Annotated in this window: 14 protein-coding genes; 7 read left to right on the plus strand and 7 right to left on the minus strand. The window is 62.1% G+C overall.

All coding sequences use genetic code 11. From position 1 onward, the window contains the following. Positions 1-92: 92 nt before the first annotated feature. From ACK56M_RS17995 to ACK56M_RS18020, 6 genes are all read left to right on the plus strand, one after another. Entirely contained in the window at positions 93-908 is an 816-nt protein-coding gene (locus tag ACK56M_RS17995; protein ID WP_411958851.1) for a TetR/AcrR family transcriptional regulator, read from the plus strand. A 606-nt stretch (positions 909-1,514) separates the two neighbouring features. Then, positions 1,515-2,456, plus strand: coding sequence for a VOC family protein (locus ACK56M_RS18000; protein ID WP_411958852.1), 942 nt, complete (start codon positions 1,515-1,517; stop codon positions 2,454-2,456). A 52-nt stretch (positions 2,457-2,508) separates the two neighbouring features. Continuing rightward, positions 2,509-3,378, plus strand: a complete 870-nt coding sequence (locus ACK56M_RS18005) for a fumarylacetoacetate hydrolase family protein (RefSeq protein ID WP_411958853.1) — start codon at positions 2,509-2,511, stop codon at positions 3,376-3,378. 70 nt (positions 3,379-3,448) lie between these two features. After that, positions 3,449-4,324, plus strand: a complete 876-nt coding sequence (locus ACK56M_RS18010; protein ID WP_411959628.1) for a 3-keto-5-aminohexanoate cleavage protein — start codon at positions 3,449-3,451, stop codon at positions 4,322-4,324. 11 nt (positions 4,325-4,335) lie between these two features. Beyond that, positions 4,336-4,752 carry a nuclear transport factor 2 family protein gene (locus tag ACK56M_RS18015; protein WP_411958854.1) on the plus strand — a complete coding sequence of 139 codons (417 nt, stop codon included), beginning with the start codon at positions 4,336-4,338 and terminating at the stop codon, positions 4,750-4,752. Between the two features lie 140 nt (positions 4,753-4,892). Continuing rightward, the gene (locus ACK56M_RS18020) at positions 4,893-6,683 is read left to right on the plus strand and encodes an acyl-CoA dehydrogenase (RefSeq protein ID WP_411958855.1); all 1,791 of its coding nucleotides are present in this window, start codon (positions 4,893-4,895) and stop codon (positions 6,681-6,683) included. A 62-nt stretch (positions 6,684-6,745) separates the two neighbouring features. Here ACK56M_RS18020 and ACK56M_RS18025 read toward each other — a convergent pair whose 3' ends face one another. Next, positions 6,746-7,642: a LysR substrate-binding domain-containing protein gene (locus ACK56M_RS18025; RefSeq protein WP_411958856.1), complete on the minus strand. Its 897-nt coding sequence runs from the start codon at positions 7,640-7,642 to the stop codon at positions 6,746-6,748. A 108-nt stretch (positions 7,643-7,750) separates the two neighbouring features. Between ACK56M_RS18025 and ACK56M_RS18030 the strand changes: the two genes are divergently transcribed. Beyond that, complete coding sequence (locus tag ACK56M_RS18030; protein ID WP_411958857.1) at positions 7,751-8,695, plus strand: amidohydrolase family protein; 945 nt, start codon at positions 7,751-7,753, stop codon at positions 8,693-8,695. A gap of 108 nt (positions 8,696-8,803) precedes the next feature. On the opposite strand, the gene mhpE is transcribed toward ACK56M_RS18030, so the two are convergent. The 6 genes from mhpE to ACK56M_RS18060 form a co-directional block, all read right to left on the minus strand. Next, complete coding sequence (gene mhpE / locus ACK56M_RS18035; RefSeq protein WP_411958858.1) at positions 8,804-9,829, minus strand: 4-hydroxy-2-oxovalerate aldolase; 1,026 nt, start codon at positions 9,827-9,829, stop codon at positions 8,804-8,806. After that, complete coding sequence (locus ACK56M_RS18040) at positions 9,826-10,761, minus strand: acetaldehyde dehydrogenase (acetylating) (RefSeq protein ID WP_411958859.1); 936 nt, start codon at positions 10,759-10,761, stop codon at positions 9,826-9,828. Before ACK56M_RS18040 ends, mhpE begins: the two co-directional genes overlap by 4 nt. Beyond that, positions 10,758-11,570 carry a 2-keto-4-pentenoate hydratase gene (gene mhpD, locus ACK56M_RS18045; RefSeq protein WP_411958860.1) on the minus strand — a complete coding sequence of 271 codons (813 nt, stop codon included), beginning with the start codon at positions 11,568-11,570 and terminating at the stop codon, positions 10,758-10,760. Before mhpD ends, ACK56M_RS18040 begins: the two co-directional genes overlap by 4 nt. Before the next feature lie 87 nt (positions 11,571-11,657). Continuing rightward, complete coding sequence (locus tag ACK56M_RS18050) at positions 11,658-12,857, minus strand: acyl-CoA dehydrogenase family protein (protein WP_411958861.1); 1,200 nt, start codon at positions 12,855-12,857, stop codon at positions 11,658-11,660. Between the two features lie 23 nt (positions 12,858-12,880). Beyond that, on the minus strand, positions 12,881-13,429 hold the full coding sequence (locus ACK56M_RS18055; RefSeq protein WP_411958862.1) for a flavin reductase family protein: 549 nt from the start codon (positions 13,427-13,429) through the stop codon (positions 12,881-12,883). Between the two features lies 1 nt (position 13,430). Continuing rightward, entirely contained in the window at positions 13,431-14,312 is an 882-nt protein-coding gene (locus ACK56M_RS18060; protein ID WP_411958863.1) for an alpha/beta fold hydrolase, read from the minus strand. Positions 14,313-14,327: the final 15 nt, after the last annotated feature.

The following is a 14,327-nucleotide window of genomic DNA, read 5'->3' on the forward strand; positions in this document are numbered from 1 at the left end:
CCATTTCACAGGGGCTACGCACAAGCGCACGACGCAAAACTAGCCGTCGGAGGCGTCATCGGAGAAAATACCGCCATGCCAGAGAGGTGGCCATGATCAGCCACCGCAAGCCGATGTCGCCTACGGTTCGAATACAGTTACCAGGAGCTTCGCTAATGCCACCTGCTCAGAAGAGCCCGCGCACCGCATCAAAACGCCGCAGCACCGCCCTCGTCTGCGAACCCAATGCAGAGTTGGACACCCAGGCGGAGCTGGAAGACCACAGGGTTCGCAACGGCGTGCTCCGCCGAAAGCGCATGCGCCACAAGCTGCTTTCCGCAGCGATGAGTGTGTTCGCGGAAAAGGGGTTGGATACACCATCGATCGATGACTTCATCACCGCCGCCGGCGTGGCGCGTGGCACCTTCTACAACTACTTCAGCACCACGCAGGAACTGCTGGATGCGGTAACGTCCGAACTCAGCGACTCCATCCTGGCCAGTATCGACGAGGTGGTACTGACCCTCGACGACCCGCTGGAGCGACTGGCCACCGGCTCGCTTCTCTACCTGCACTTTGGCGTTGAAATTCCCAGCTGGGGCGCCTTCGTGATGCGCACAGGCTTCCGCACCAGTTCCATCGGCAAGCTGGTGGATGTGTATCTCACCCGCGACCTGAAGCTCGCCCACGAAGCCGGCGTGTTGAAATACCCATCGCTGCGTGCCGCGCGCGACCTGATGTTCGGCTGCATCGCCCAGGCTATCTTTACCGTCATCAATGGCGATGCCCCACGTGAACACCTGCGGGAAATGCTGGCATTGGGGCTGCAGGGCATCGGCGTGACAGCCGCTCGCGCCAGGAAAATGAGCCAACTGTCCCTGCCCTGCGTACAGCTGCCTGATTTTCAATTGGAACCGGATGGCGCCTGAATCACCAAAGCCTGCCAGTGAGGCACTCCCCGAGGGGCACAGCCAGATGCCCCTTGCGGCGAGGGAAACCACGATACTGTTCAGCCCGCAGTCTTCACTCGGGCCTTCCTAGCGCCTCGCGATAGTTCAATACCCCTTCCAAACGCCATCTCTACATCTGCGCGCGTATCCAGTACGGCCAGCCCCTTGGCTGTGCAAGCGCCCTCCTGCGCTCATTCCCCCGATTTTTCTTTCGCCACTTTGCATGGCATCGCCGCACCAAAACCTGCATTTCTCAAGTGATGGGATGTCCATTCCACGGCCCAGCAGAGCGGGCACACGTTCAAGAATCCGTACCGAAACACCCTCCAACCAAGGAAGAGACGTGCTTCAGACACATTCAAAATTGACTCAAATGTCATATTGACGAATAAGTCCAAGTTAACAACAATGTCCCCACTACAACAACGAGGACCCTACCGAGGTCCCGCTACGGAGACATTCCCGTGAATCATTTCCCCTCGAATGCAACGGCTGTGGTTATTGCGGACTACGGCGCGATGATGTGGCACTGCCCGCTATCCCGCCATGAGGCACCCTCGACTAGCTCCACCCTGGAGGCAGCGCATGACTGAATCCCGTCGTCACGATCGTCTTGGTATCCACTCGATCGGCGAGTTCCACATGACCGTCCCTTGCCTGGAAGAAGCGGAGCGCTTCTACAGTGCCTTTGGCCTGCGTGTCACGTACGAAGGTGAAGGGCTTGTACTGCGAACCGTGGCAAGTGAGCACATCTGGGGGCGCCTCTCCAAGGGTGCCAAGAAAAAATTCGATCGCTTGACCTTTCACTGCTTTGCCGACGAGCTTGAAAAGCTACGGACCCACATCGTGGCCCAAGGTGTCGAACTGATGCCGGCTCCGCCTGGTGCCGATGCCAGCGGTTTCTGGTTCCGGGATCCGGACGGCGTGGCCTTGCAAGTGCGCCCCGGCGCCAAGACCACATTGAATGCGGCCCAGCATGCCAGCCCCGCACTGCCTGTCGATGGTGTTCGCTGCGCGCCCTACAACAGCGAGGCGCAGGCCACCTTGCCGCAACGGCTGTCACACATTGCCCGCATGACCGCCAACTTCACTCACATGTACGACTTCTACACCCGCGTACTGGGACTGCGGCTCTCCGACCGCTCCGGCGACGGCGTTGCCTTTCTGCATGCGCCCCATGGCAGCGACCATCACTTGATCGCCCTCGCCGGTGGCCCGGGCGCCGCGCTGCACCATCTGAGCTGGGACGTGCCAACCGTTGACGACTGCGGGCTGGGCATGGCTCGCCTGCAGGCGGCCGGTTACAAGGTGGGCTGGGGGGTTGGCCGGCATGTGCTGGGCTCCAACTATTTCTACTACGCCCAGGATCCATGGGGCAGTTGGTCCGAGCTGTCGGCCACCATGGATTACATCCCGGCCGAAATCGACTGGGAAGGCAAGGACAATCCACCCGAGGATGCTTTCTTCCTCTGGGGCCCGCCCCCTGAGCCTGCCGTCTTTTTCGTCAATTCAGAAGCCGACGCCTGAACGCAACCGCAGCCGTCACCCTTACGTCAACCGGCAATAACCGGAGATCCTCATGAAACTCGTTACCTTTTCTGCCCGTGGCACCACCTCGATCGGCATCGTCGTCGACAATCGTGTCATCGACCTGCCAGCCAGCGACCCGACCCTCCCAGGCACCATGCGCGAATTCCTCCAGGCGGGCCCGCGCGCCCTCGACAAAGCCCGGGCCATTGACGTTCGCAACGCACCGAGCTGGCCATTGTCCGACGTGAGGCTGGAAGCGCCAGTGCCGAACCCGGAAAAGTTCCTGGCCATCGGTATGAACTACAAGAAGCACAAGCAGGAAGCACTCGATGCCGGCCTGCAGGTGCCGGACACCCAGATCTGGTTCAACAAGCAGGTGAGCTGCGTCAATGGCCCCTTTGACCCCGTGCACATGCCGCGCGCGTCGGACAAGCTCGACTACGAAGCCGAACTCGGTGTCGTCATCGGTCGCCGCTGCCGCCATGTCAGCGTGGCCGACGCCCCTTCGGTCATCGCGGGCTACGTAGTCATCAACGACGTGTCGGTTCGTGACTGGCAACTGGCCTCGCCCACCATGACCCTCGGCAAGAGTTTCAATACGCACGGCCCATTTGGCCCATGGATCGTGACAGCGGATGAAGTCGCTGATCCGCACGACCTGCAAATGCGCATGCTGGTCAACGGCGAAGTGCGTCAGGAAGTCAACACCGCCGAGCTGATCTACAACGTGTGGGAGCAGATCGCACACCTCTCCACCGTGATGACGCTGGAACCGGGTGATGTGCTCGCCACGGGTACGCCGTCTGGCGTGGGCGTCGCGCTCAAGCCGCCTCAGTTCCGCAAGGTCGGCGATGTCATGCGAGTGGAAATCGATGGCATCGGTCACATCGAGAACGTAGTTGTCGTCGAGCCTAATTGAGGGAGCACCTATCGTGGCACGCAAAGTCATCATAACCTGCGCCATTACCGGCTCCATCCATACCCCCAGCATGTCACCCCACCTGCCGATCACCCCCGACGAGATCGCCGTACAGGCGATCGAAGCGGCCGAGGCAGGTGCCGCCATCCTGCATCTGCATGCCCGCAACCCTGAGGACGGCAGTCCATCGTTCGATCCGGCCATTTACCGCCAGTTCCTGCCACGCATTCATGCCGCCACTGACGCGGTCATCAACATCACCACCGGCGGCTCGATCACCATGACGCTGGATCAGCGCCTGGCCGCCGCGATCGATGTGTCGACCGAGATGGCCTCGTGCAACATGGGTTCGATGAACTTCGGCTCCTTCCCTGTCCTGGAAAAGCTCAAGACCTTCAAGTACGCGTGGGAACGGGACTACATCGAAGGTACGCGCAGCAACATCTTCCGCAACACCTTCGCTGATATCGAACAGGTCTTCGAGCGTCTCGGGCGCGGCCATGGCACACGCTTCGAGTTCGAATGCTATGACGTAGGCCACCTGTACACACTCAAGCACTTCGTTGACCGCGGATTGGTCCAAGGGCCGATATTCCTGCAGTTCGTGCTGGGCGTGCTGGGTGGGATCGGCGCCGATCCCGAAAACCTGGTCCACATGAAACGCATCGCCGACAAGCTATTCGGCGACAGCTACCAGTGGTCGGTCCTGGGCGCGGGCAAGCATCAGATCCCGTTGATCACCCAAGCGGCGCTCATGGGCGGCAATGTTCGCGTAGGGCTCGAGGATTCCCTTTCAATCAGCTCCGGAGTACTCGCGACGTCCAACGCCGAACAGGTACGGCTGATCCGGGACGTGCTGGAAACCTTGGGCTTGGACATTGCAACCCCTCAGGAAGCCCGTGAAATGCTGGGCCTCAAAGGGCGCGATCAGACCCGATTGAGCTGAAAGGCTTAGAAATGAAAGGATTCCCATGGGACACGAGCGAAACACACCAACCTCAACCACTGCTTGCTTTGGAGCGAGAACGGTGCTTCGCCCTCACCAGAGGCGACCTCGGCAAGGTTGCCTCGCTGATGTCCCCCGGGCTGATCTACGTTCACTCAGTTGGCATTATTCACGACCGTGACGGATACCTTCGTTTCATTCGAGACGAGATTCGCCTGGACGTTGTGGATCGACGTGAGCTGAATGTCGTCAGCACGGGTGGCAACGTTGCCTGGATGACCGGGCTACTGCGTATAGAGGGGAGGCTGCTGCAGAGCGGCAAGCCGTTTTCCTCGGTGTCGTTCGCTTCCCAGGTATGGACACACAGTGATGACCGCTGGCAGTTGGAGCTGTTCCATTCGACTCAGGTCGACGCTTCACGCTGGTAGTCCGACTGCTAGAGGGTTGCCCATCCCATCAAGGCGTAGGCACGCATCTGCGCTGAAGGATCTGCATGCATGCCATAGGGGGAGGCCCGCTCAGCACGAGCGGCCCTCCCTGTCTTCGCTACAAGAATAAAGAGATCGCTATGACTTACGTTGCTCCCATCAAGGATATGCTCTTCGATATCGAACACCTGGCAAACGTCGACGCAATTGCCAAGCTGCCGGGGTTCGAGGACGCTGACCTGGAAACGACCCAGGCAGTGCTCGAAGAGTGCGCGAAGCTGGCCCAGGGCGTTATCGCTCCGCTCAACGCGCAGGGTGATCAGTACCCTTCGACGTTCAAGGATGCAGAGGTCAAGACCACGCCCGGTTTCAAGGAAGCGTTCGCGCAGTATGCGGCCGGCGGCTGGCAAGGCCTGCAACATCCGCTGGAGTTTGGCGGACAGGGCCTGCCCAAGACCATTGGCGCGCTGTGCGCAGAAATGTTCCACAGCGCCAACCTGAGCTTCGCATTGTGCCCACTGTTGACCGATGGTGCCATCGAGGCGCTGCTGACGGCTGGCAGCGAGGCACTCAAGGCCACCTACCTCGAGAAGCTGGTCACCGGTGAGTGGACCGGCACCATGAACCTCACCGAGCCCCAGGCCGGTTCGGACCTCGCCTTGGTGCGCAGCAGAGCCGAGCGCCAGGATGACGGCACCTACAAAGTCTTCGGCACCAAGATCTTCATCACCTATGGCGAGCACGACATGGCGGACAACATCGTCCACCTGGTGCTGGCCCGCGTTGCCGGCGCACCTGAAGGTGTCAAAGGCATCAGCCTGTTCGTCTGCCCAAAGGTTCTGCTCAACACCGACGGCTCGCTGGGTAAGCGCAACGACGTGCACTGTGTCAGCATCGAGCACAAGCTCGGCATCAAGGCGAGCCCGACGGCCGTGCTGCAGTTCGGCGACAACGGTGGCGCCACAGGCTATCTGGTCGGAGAGGAAAACCGCGGGCTCGAGTACATGTTCATCATGATGAACTCCGCTCGCTACGCGGTTGGCGTGCAGGGTATCGCGGTCGCCGAACGCGCCTACCAGCTCGCCGCGGGCTATGCCAAGGAGCGCGTGCAAAGCCGTCCAGTCGATGGTTCCATGGCCGCCAGCGCACCGATCATCCACCACCCTGACGTGCGTCGGATGTTGATGACCATGCGCGCGCTCACGCAAGGCTGTCGCGCGATGGCGACCGCGGCTGCCGCGGCCTATGACACCGCGCACAAGCACCCGGATGCCGATACGCGCCAGGAAAGTCAGGCCTTCTATGAGTTCCTTGTGCCGCTGGTCAAGGGCTACAGCACCGAAATGAGCCTCGAGGTCACGTCACTGGGTGTGCAAGTGCATGGCGGCATGGGCTTCATCGAGGAAACCGGCGCGGCCCAGCACTACCGTGACGCCCGTATCCTGCCGATCTACGAAGGCACCACCGCCATCCAGGCCAACGACCTGGTGGGCCGCAAAACCCTGCGTGACGGCGGCCGTACCGCATTGGCCATCGCCGCGCGGATCGAGAAAACCGAAGCCGAACTGACGGCCAGCGGCACGGCCGCCGCCAAGGTGGTCAACGCGCGATTGGCCTCTGCGCGGCAGGCCTTCCAGGAAACCGTGACATTCGTTACTCAGAACGCGAAGGGAGCACCCAACGATGTGTTTTCCGGCAGTGTGCCCTATCTGATGCTGGCCGGTAATCTCCTGGCCGGTTGGCAACTCGCCCGGTCGCTGCTTGCAGCCGAGAAACTGGCGGCCAAGGGTGAGGACGTGCCTTTCATGCAAGCCAAGATCACCACCGCTCGCTTCTATGCAGAGCACATTCTTACGCGTATTCCCGGCCAACGTGACGCGATCATCAATGGCGCCAGCAGTATCATGGCCTTGCCCGTTACGGCGTTCTGAGACGCACTGCCAGTGACATTATCGCCCTGCTTCAGGGCGACAATGTCGCTGGCCATTTCCACTCAGGCCTGATTCCCTTCGTCGAGCATTTCCAGGTAACGCTGGATCGGCCCCCACTCTGCGCCAGCACGCGTGATCACCACCAAGTCTGACTTCGGCACATCACCCAGGAGCTCGCGGAACACCACATTCGGCGGGGTCATGTGACTGATCGGTTCGGGGGCCAGCGTCACCCCGAGGCCGGCCGCCGTCACGGCAAGCATCGACAGCATACTGCTCATCCGATGCGCGATCCGTGGCTCCTTGCCCAGGATCTGCCGCAGGATTGCCAACTGGCCTTCGTCATCGCCTTCGGCGGCATAGACGATGAATGCCTCGTCCATCAGCGCATTAACGTCCAGGGATGGCTGCCGAGCCAGAGGATGACGGGCACCGAGCGCCACGTACCAGGGCCAGCGGCCCAGCGTGCGCACGGCCAGGCGCGCATCGAAAGGCACGCCAAAAGTCGAGCAGTAACCGATATCCAGACGTCCAGCCAGGATGGCCTCCTGCTGCTCGGCCGGCATCATTTCATGCAGATCGAGCACGACATTCGGCCATGCTTCATGGAAGGTTCCAAGGTCCTCCGATAGCCGTGCCGAGGCCAACGCGTTGCCGACGAAACCGATCCTCACTATCCCGGTTTCGCCCCTCGCCGCGCGCTGGATCAAGCGCTTGGTACGTTCAGCCTGCTCGATCGTGCGCTGCGCCTCGCCCAGTAACAAGCGCCCGGCATCGGTCAAGGCCACCCGCCGGGTGCTGCGCTCGAACAACGCCGCGCCCAACTCTTCCTCGAGTGCGCGAATCTGCACGCTCAGCGCCGGCTGCACGATATGCAGGCGTTGCGCCGCACGACCGAAATGCCCCTCCTCGGCGACAGCGAGAAAGTAACGTAAATGCCTGAGATCCATACGCGCCATTGATCACCTAAAACTATTAATGGCGAAATTTAGAGTATTGGATGAAAAAATCAACCGCCTACATGATGGTGACGCAACGCCTCAACGTTCACTTTCAGGAATCCAATCATGTCCAAGCACAAACGCATCGATGTCCACCAGCACATCGTCCCGTCCTTCTGGGCTGACGCACTCCCAAGCCATGGCGGTGACCCGTCTGGTTGGAGCTGCCCGGCCTGGAGCGAGGACAGCGCATTGGCCTACATGGACTCTGTGCAGATCGAAACCGGCATCCTGTCGCTCACCGCGCCGAGCATCAAAGGATGGAATGGTCAGGCCAAGCTCGACATGGCGCGCAAGGTCAACGAATACACGGCCAATGTAGTCGCACATCATCCGACCCGCTTCGGCAACTTCGCCACGCTGCCGCTGCCCGACGTGGACGGCAGCCTGGCGGAAATCAACTACGCCCTCGACGTATTGAAGGCCGATGGCGTGGTCATTCTCAGCAACTACAACGGCACCTACCTCGGCGACTCGGCGTTCGACCAGGTCTGGGCCGAGCTGGACCGCCGCAAAGCGGTAGTGTTCATCCACCCGACCCAGCCACCAATGGACCCGCTGGCGGGCGTACCAGGGCCGATGATCGACTATCCGTTCGACACTACCCGCACCGCGGTGCACATGCTGCTCAACGGCGTGCTCTCGCGCTACCCGAACGTGCGCATCATCCTCTCCCATGCGGGTGGCTTCGTGCCTTACGCAGCGCAACGGGTAGCGGAAGTGTCAGCCATGATGCACCAGGACGTGACACCTGAATCGGTGCTCGAGCAACTGAAAAGCTTCTACTTCGACACCGCGCTGTCTTCGCCATCGGCATTGCCAAGCCTGGTGGCGTTCGCCAGACCAGACCGCCTGTTGTTCGGCAGCGACTTCCCTTATGCCTCGGCCAAGGTTGCCGCGACGTTCACCGCCTACCAGGACACCAGCACCTACCTGAGCCCTGAGCTGCACCATGCGCTCGACCGCAACAACGCATTGGCCCTCTTCCCTCGTCTGGCCAACGGTCGCTGACACACCCCGAAGTGTGACGCCCTGCAAGGGGCGTCATCCGATCCAAACTCTGGCAGGCTCAACCAAAATCCCGCCCCTTGCCGCCAAAGCGCATATTCACCCTTACGCTTATCTTCCAGCGCTCGAGGTATTGAGCAGATCGAGCGCCACATCGACGATCATGTCTTCCTGACCACCGACCATGCGCCGCTTACCCAGCTCGACGAGGATGTCCACCGCCTTGATGCCGTAGCGCGCAGCCGCGACCTCGGCATGGCGCAGGAAGCTCGAGTAGACCCCGGCATAACCCAGCGCCAAGGTTTCACGGTCAACCCGCACCGGCCGATCCTGCAGCGGACGCACCAGGTCGTCGGCGGCATCCATCAACGCATACAGGTCAGTGCCGTGGTGCCAACCAAGCTTGTCGGCAGCGGCGATGAACACCTCCAGCGGTGCGTTGCCGGCACCGGCGCCCATGCCGGCCAGGCTGGCATCGACGCGATCGCAGCCCTCCTCCACCGCGGCGATGGAGTTGGCCACGCCCAGGCTGAGGTTATGGTGGGCATGGATACCGGTGTGGGTGGCTGGATCGAGCACGCCCTTCACCGCGCGAAAACGCGCGCGGATATCGTCCATATTCATCGCACCGCCCGAGTCGACCACATAGATGCAGGTGGCGCCGTAGCCCTCCATCAGCTTGGCCTGCTGCGCCAGCCCTGCAGGCGTTTGCATGTGGCTCATCATCAGGAAGCCCACGGTGTCCATGCCCAGCTCACGGGCATACTCGATGTGCTGGCGCGAGACGTCCGCCTCGGTGCAGTGGGTGGCCACGCGGACAACGCGCGCGCCGGCATCGTAGGCGTTCTTCAGGTCGTGGATAGTGCCGATCCCTGGCAACAGCAGCGTAGCGATCTTGGCGTGGTTGACCGCGTCGGCCGCTGCTTCGATCCATTCGAGGTCGGTGTGGGCACCGAAGCCATAGTTGAAGCTCGACCCCTGCAGGCCATCGCCATGGGCGACTTCGATGGAGTCGACCTTGGCCCGGTCCAGCGCCGTGGCGATGGCGTGCACGTCATCCAGCGAATATTGATGGCGGATGGCATGCATGCCATCGCGCAGGGTCACGTCGGAGATGTAGAGTTTCTTGCCGTTCATGCCGAAGCCTCCATTGCTTGCGCCATACGCTCGGCGGCGGCCAGCGCGGCCGAGGTCATGATGTCGAGGTTGCCGGCGTAGGCCGGCAGATAGTGGGCAGCGCCTTCGACCTCCAAGAACACTGAAGTCTTGAGCCCGGTGAAGGTCCCCTGCCCTGGCAGCTTCAGGTCACGCACCTCTTCGAACTGCACCTGCTGCTTGAGCCGGTAGCCCGGCACATAGGCCTGCACCGCGGCGGCCATTTCTTCGATACTGGCCGCCACGTGCCGTGGGTCGACCGCCTCGCTCAGCACGTACACCGTATCGCGCATCATCAGCGGCGGCTCGGCTGGGTTCATGATGATGATCGCCTTGCCCTTGGTCGCGCCGCCGATCACTTCGATGGCCTTGCTGGTGGTCTCGGTGAATTCGTCGATATTGGCGCGAGTGCCTGGGCCTGCGGATTTGCTGGCGATCGAGGCGACGATCTCGGCGTAGTGCACCTTGGCCACGCGCGACACCGCCGCGACCATCGGGATGGTGGCCTGGCCACCGCAGGTGACCATGTTGACGTTGGTCGCCTGCAGGTGCTGCTCGAGGTTGACCACCGGCACGCAATAGGGGCCGATGGCCGCCGGGGTCAGGTCGATCATGCGCAGGTCGTCCTTGCGTTGGCGCAAAAAGGCGTCGTTCTTCACATGGGCGCCGGCGCTGGTGGCGTCGAAGACGAAATCGATATCCTGGAACACCGGCAGCCGGGCCAGCCCCTCCACGCCTTCGTGGGTGGTGGCAACGCCCATCCGCGCTGCGCGGGCCAGCCCGTCGGAGGTCGAGTCGATACCGACCATCGCCGCCATTTCCAGGTGCTTGGCGTTGCGCAGGATCTTGATCATCAGGTCGGTGCCGATGTTGCCGGAACCGATGATGGCGACTTTGCGTTTTTTGCTGGTCATGGAATGCTCTCTACTTGTTCGCCGCTAAAGGTCACACCGACACGGCCCAGGCCGTCGATCTCGGCGTCGAAACGATCACCGGGCGCTACCGCCACCATCGGCCCGAGGGCACCGGTGAGGATGATGTCGCCGGCACGCAGGGGGGCGCCCAGGCGCGCCATGGTGCGGGCCAACCACACTGCGGCATTGAGTGGATGCCCCAGGCATTCGGCACCGCTGCCGGCAGAGGCTTCCTCGCCGTTGCGGGTCATGCGCATGGCTGCGCCACGCAGGTCCAGGCCATCGAGACGACGGGCCGGGCCACCCAGCACGAAGCAGCCGCTGGAGGCGTTGTCGGCCACGGTGTCGGCGAAGCGGATTTTCCAGTCGGCGATGCGACTGCCGACGATTTCCAGGGCCGGGAGCACCCAACCCGTCGCGTTCAACAGGTCGGCAAAGGTGGTGTCGGCACTGGGCAGGTCATGCGCCAGCACCAGGGCAATCTCGGCCTCGATCTTCGGTTGCAGCACGCGGCCGAACGGCACCACTTCGTTGTCGCCATAGGCCATGTCGGCGAACAGGCAACCGAAATCCGGCTGATCGACGCCCAGTTGCACCTGCACTTTAGAGTTGGTCAGGCCGATCTTGCGACCGACCAGCCGCCGGCCACTGGCCAGGGCGTGGGCAACGTTCAGGCGCTGGATGGCATAGGCCGCCTCGCCGTTTTCCGCGCCGATGACATCGCGTAACGGTGCAATGGCCTCGCCCTGCTCTTCGGCACGACGCAGGTCAGCGGCCAAGCGTTCAAGGGTCTGTTGGGAAACGCTCATGAAACACCTCGGTACCGTGCCGGAGATCATCCGGCAACGGTCGGTTGAAGGTCGTGACGCCGGCCTCGCAACGCCGGCGCGCGAGGCTCAAGGGATAGCAGGCAGCTCGAAGACCCCCGGCGGCAGCCCCTGACCCAGCAGGAAGGCGCCGAGCATGGCACTGGTGTCATCTTCGTTCTGGGTGATGTGGTTGGCGCCCACCAGCAAGGCCCGCAGCTGGCGTTGCAGGGGGTTCTTGAGGAAGACCCCACGGGCGCTGCTCTTCTTGAAGATCATGTGCCCGGCACTGAAGCAGTCGCGGGCAACACCCTGGCCGTCAAGGAAGTAATGCACACGCTGGTTGAGCGGCACGGCCTGACCGCGCTCGGCATAGCCCATGGATTCCTGGATATCCTGCAGTATCCGCGCCCGCGCCGAACGAATCAGCAGCACGGCGTTGCCGAGCTTTTCCTGGACGAAGGGGTTCTGCGCCGGAGCCCCCGGCACGAAGATGTTCTGCCGCGGCACCATGTGTTCGACGAACAAATCCACCATGCCGTTGGCAAAACCAACGATCACCGAGGACACCGCGCCGAAGAAAATCTGGTTGAACGGCAGGCGGTAACTGGCAACGCCGTCGCCGAGCTGGTAATCGACAATGCTGTGGGAACGATGCTCCGGCACAAAGGTGTCACCTAGCAGGCGCAGCGAGCGGCTTCCGGTACCGGCAAGACCCACGGCGTACCAGTCGTCGATCAGCTCGTAATCTTCACGACGGACCAGGAAGGCGCGCATGTCGACAGGTTTGCCCTGCTCGTCCAGCACCCGTCCGCCGAGGAAGGCCCCCCCAGCGGCATGCTCGGAGCCACTGGAAGTCGGCCACTGGCCGGAAATCATCCAGCCACCCTCGACTTTACGCACTTTGGCGCAAGGCGCATAGGACGACGCGACCAGGATAGTGCTGTCCTCGGCCCAGAGTTCATCACCGGCGCGTACATCGAGACTGCCGAACTCCCACTGGTGGATACCCAGGATCATCATGTTCCAGGCACTGGACGGGCAGCCTCGGCCCAGTTCCATGAGCACCCGGTAGAGCACCTCGGGGGACATGGCATAGCCGCCCCAGCGAGTCGGTTGAAGAATGCGGAAGAAACCGGCATCCCTGAAGGCCTCGATGGTGCTGGCAGGAACGCTGCGCGTCTCCTCCACGGCTTCGGCTTGCTCACGCAGCCAAGGCACCATGGCTTGGGCGCGGGCTACCAGTTCTTCGGCAGTTGGATGAGTAATTGCCTGTTCGATCTGACCCATTTTTTTGTTCTCCTGGTCGATATTCAAATACGGTTGTCGAGGGTCGCGAAGCGCCCCCCGAAATACAGCAACGGGTCTTGCTCGGCATCGACCGGTAGCTGCACCTGGCGGACCTCGCAAAGGACCATGCTGTGACTGGATGCATCGATCAGCTCGACGACCTGGCACTGGAAGGCGACCATGGCATCGGCAAGGTACGGCGCATCCTCCGACGCGCCATCGACCCAGCGGCCGTGCTCGAAGCGTTTCTCGCCATCGACGCCTTCAAGCATTCCGGCGAAGCTGTGCGCCACCTGCAGGTTGCCCTGGGCCAGTACGTTCACGCACAGCGACGCGCCGACCTCCAGCAAGCGGTGGGCGAAGACATTGCGGTTGATGCAGACCATCAGCCGCGCAGGCTCCGCAGATACCGACACCACCGCCGTGGCGGTCAGGCCGGCACGCAGTTCCCCCTTGCGCAGGGTCAGCACGCACACCGCGCCGGCCAGACGACGCATGCCATTGCGAAAGGCGTTGGCATCGACGCTGGACATGTTCGTGACCTCGGCGGTTTTCATCGCAAGACTGGCCATGTCACACCGTTCCTGTGCGCAGGAATTTGCGCATCACCTGGTTGAATTCATCCGGCGCCTCGTACTGCGGCCAGTGCGCGGCTTCGGCGTGCATCACATACAACTGCGCCTTGGCGTTGCGCGCGCAGGCTGCCTCGGCGGCGGCCAAGTCATGGATGGGGTTGTGCCGGGTCCAGAAGAACAAGGTGTCGCACTGCAACTGCTCCATCGGGATCATTTCGCCGCGCTGCACCAGTTCGTCCATGCGCTCGAGCATGCCGAACATCAGCGGTGCGGACTTCTGGAAGTCCGGCCGGGTGTAGAGGGCCAGGCGGCTGCCAATCAGCTCGTCGTCCAGCAAGTGCCAGTTGGACTCATGCATCAGCCACTGCATGCGCTGGCGCACCGTCTCCACGGAAGGCGCCTTGCCGAAGTTCTTCTTGTTCAGTTCGTCGAGGTTGCGCAGGTCCTGAAAACCCTGCTCGCTGACCACCGGAATGCCGGCGGCCGTATTGAGCACCAGGCGTTTGACCCGCGTCGGATGGCGCGCGGCGAACATCCCCGAGACCCAGCCGCCGAGGGACTCACCAGAAATATGGGCGCTGGCGATGCCCAGCACATCCATAACTTCGGCGACCATGGCGACGTAGGTCGACGGCAGGTACTCGATATCGGTACGCTTGGCCGACAAACCATGCCCGACAAAGTCCAGGGCCACCACGTGGTAGCTGTCGGCCAGGGCAACGACGTTCTTTGCATAGGCCTCGATGTGCCCGCCGATACCGTGCAAAAGCACCAGCGCCTCAGGGTTGCCTTGGCCAGCTTCGGCAATACGCACGCGGCCATAACTCGGGGTGTTGATGAAGCGAATTTCTGCGCCAAGAAAATCAAGCCACAGGCTCATGTCGATGTACTCCTC

This window comes from Pseudomonas sp. s4, assembly GCF_046764235.1.
Lineage (GTDB): Bacteria > Pseudomonadota > Gammaproteobacteria > Pseudomonadales > Pseudomonadaceae > Aquipseudomonas > Aquipseudomonas asiatica.

Coding starts and splice junctions, on each gene's coding strand:
- ACK56M_RS18060 (WP_411958863.1), bottom strand. CDS start 14,312: ATGAGCCTGTGGCTTGATTTTCTTGGCGCAGAAATTCGCTTCATCAAC.
- ACK56M_RS17995 (WP_411958851.1), top strand. CDS start 93: ATGATCAGCCACCGCAAGCCGATGTCGCCTACGGTTCGAATACAGTTA.
- ACK56M_RS18040 (WP_411958859.1), bottom strand. CDS start 10,761: ATGACCAGCAAAAAACGCAAAGTCGCCATCATCGGTTCCGGCAACATC.
- mhpD (WP_411958860.1), bottom strand. CDS start 11,570: ATGAGCGTTTCCCAACAGACCCTTGAACGCTTGGCCGCTGACCTGCGT.
- ACK56M_RS18010 (WP_411959628.1), top strand. CDS start 3,449: ATGTCACCCCACCTGCCGATCACCCCCGACGAGATCGCCGTACAGGCG.
- ACK56M_RS18030 (WP_411958857.1), top strand. CDS start 7,751: ATGTCCAAGCACAAACGCATCGATGTCCACCAGCACATCGTCCCGTCC.
- ACK56M_RS18050 (WP_411958861.1), bottom strand. CDS start 12,857: ATGGGTCAGATCGAACAGGCAATTACTCATCCAACTGCCGAAGAACTG.
- mhpE (WP_411958858.1), bottom strand. CDS start 9,829: ATGAACGGCAAGAAACTCTACATCTCCGACGTGACCCTGCGCGATGGC.
- ACK56M_RS18025 (WP_411958856.1), bottom strand. CDS start 7,642: ATGGCGCGTATGGATCTCAGGCATTTACGTTACTTTCTCGCTGTCGCC.
- ACK56M_RS18015 (WP_411958854.1), top strand. CDS start 4,336: ATGAAAGGATTCCCATGGGACACGAGCGAAACACACCAACCTCAACCA.
- ACK56M_RS18000 (WP_411958852.1), top strand. CDS start 1,515: ATGACTGAATCCCGTCGTCACGATCGTCTTGGTATCCACTCGATCGGC.
- ACK56M_RS18055 (WP_411958862.1), bottom strand. CDS start 13,429: ATGGCCAGTCTTGCGATGAAAACCGCCGAGGTCACGAACATGTCCAGC.
- ACK56M_RS18020 (WP_411958855.1), top strand. CDS start 4,893: ATGACTTACGTTGCTCCCATCAAGGATATGCTCTTCGATATCGAACAC.
- ACK56M_RS18005 (WP_411958853.1), top strand. CDS start 2,509: ATGAAACTCGTTACCTTTTCTGCCCGTGGCACCACCTCGATCGGCATC.